Raw genomic sequence first — 1,978 nt, 5'->3', positions numbered from 1 at the left:
TACTCCAGCTGTAGATCGTGATCTTCATGTCTGGGATGCGGCTTGCCGTCGGTAGTGACTGGTGCGTGATCGTGCTTGGTGGCGGCGGCGCCAGTCGGACCAGGCAAGCCGGTGGGCCGCATTGCGGACGGGCCGGACGACGAGCGCGATGAACAGGCGGCAGATCTCGTTGCAGGACAGCGGGATCAGGTCGTCCGGCGTGGGTCGGTGTGTGTGTTCGTCGGCGCGGACGACGGCGAGGAAGGCGTGGGCCAGCATCGCGAGGGTGACCCAGCGGGCCCACGAGGGATAGCGGCGGACCTGGTGCTCGTCCAGCCCGGCCAGTCCCTTCTCAGTTTGGAAGGTTTCCTCCACCCGCCATCTGGAACCTGCGACCTTGACCAGGGTGGCCAGGGAAGTCGGCGTGGTGGAGTGACAGCGGTAGTAGGCGAGTTCACCGGTGCTGCGGTTGCGGCGGATCAGCAGCTGGTGGCGGCCCGGGCCTGCCTCGGCGAGGTCGATGACAGCCCAGTCGTAGAACCGCTGCCCCTTCGCGCCGCGTCCGGCCGAGAGCTTCTGCCAGGCCCGCTTTGGCACCTTCCGCGACAGGGCATCGGCGCGGAACTTGCCTGCGCTGGTGGGCACTTCGGCCGAGCAGGCCACCGCGAGGACATAGCCGATGCCGCGTTCCTCCAGAGCCGTGCGCAGTCCTGGGTTGCCGCCGTAGACCTCGTCCCCGGTGACCCAGCCGACGTGGTGTCCGGCGTCCAGGAACCGTTCGATCATCGTGCGGGCCAGGTCTGGCTTGGTCGCGAAGACGGCGTCCTCGCCGAGTCCGGCTGCCCGGCAGCGGTCCGGGTCGCTTGTCCAGGAGCGCGGGACGTACAGCTCCCGGTCCACCGCCGCGTGTCCGTGCTCGCCGGCGTAGACGAGGTAGACCGCGACCTGGGAGTTCTCGATCCGTCCAGCCGTTCCGGTGTACTGGCGTTGGACCCCGACCGTGCGGGTGCCCTTCTTGACGTCGCCGGTCTCGTCGACAACCAGGACCGCGCCATTGTCATATAGGTGCTCGACGACGTATTCGCGCACGTCATCGCGGACACCATCGGCGTCCCAGACGGCTCGGCACAGCAGATGCTGCATGCCGTGCGGGCTGGTCTCCCCGGCCCATTCCGCGATTGTCCAGCAGTTCTTGCGCGGCAGGTCCGATAGCAATCCCAGCACCAACCGCCTGGCCCGCAGCCGGGGCTCGACCCGGGCGAACCGGCCCGCGATCCGGCCCATGACCACCTCGAACGCCTCCCGCCAACGGACGGGATCTATGCTGTGACCTGCGGCCACCGTCTTTTCGTCAGTCCACACAACTCACGATGATCAACGGTGGTCGCACTCGTCTCCGCGTCGGCCCTGGCCACCGGTGAACTGGCCATACCGTACGGTCAACGGCATGACAGCGCAGGATTCGAAGGCCCCGAAGCCTCGGGTGCAGTTGGTTATTGGCATCGTCCGCCAAGGCGACGAAATTCTGCTTGTGCGAGAGAGCCTCGGCGCCGATGGTGAGATGCTCTGGTCGCTGCCTGGCGGCGGGGTCGAGGACGGCGAGCTCATGCACGAAGCTCTCCGGCGCGAGTTGCAGGAGGAGACCGGGCTGCTGGTGGGCGACCCGGTGCGGACCGCGTTCCTCATGCACATCGATTCCGAGCAGCACCCTTCGGCGTTGGCTGCCGCCTTCGAGATCGACGAGTGGTCGGGGGCCGTCGCGCCACAGGACGACGACATCAAACAGGCCGCCTTCTTCCCCCTGCCCGACGCTCTGAAGCTGCTCGGTGAGCTGGACAGCGCAACCCAGCGGGAGCCCATCGTCGGCTATCTGACCGGGGCCATCGCACCAGGGACCACCTGGCTGTACCGCAACCGAGGTATGGACGAGACGCTCGTCGCCCGGTGGTGACGCCAGACAGTGGTCACCACATGAAGATCACGATCTACAGCTGCAGTA

General features: G+C 67.1%; 2 protein-coding genes. One reads left to right on the top strand and one right to left on the bottom strand.

Features of this window, described 5'->3' with window-relative positions; all coding sequences use genetic code 11:
- Positions 1–24: 24 nt before the first annotated feature.
- Entirely contained in the window at positions 25–1,263 is a 1,239-nt protein-coding gene (locus tag ACL02U_RS32765; protein ID WP_412794655.1) for an IS701 family transposase, read from the bottom strand.
- Positions 1,264–1,426: 163 nt separating this feature from the next.
- On the opposite strand from ACL02U_RS32765, the gene ACL02U_RS32760 reads away from it, so the two are divergent.
- Complete coding sequence (locus tag ACL02U_RS32760) at positions 1,427–1,930, top strand: NUDIX hydrolase (RefSeq protein WP_412794654.1); 504 nt, start codon at positions 1,427–1,429, stop codon at positions 1,928–1,930.
- The last annotated feature ends 48 nt before the right edge of the window (positions 1,931–1,978 follow it).

Source organism: Streptomyces sp. MS06 (assembly GCF_047200655.1).
Taxonomy (GTDB): domain Bacteria; phylum Actinomycetota; class Actinomycetes; order Streptomycetales; family Streptomycetaceae; genus Streptomyces.
Note: the sequence above shows the minus strand (reverse complement) of the source record. Positions and strands in the feature narration are given on the sequence as shown.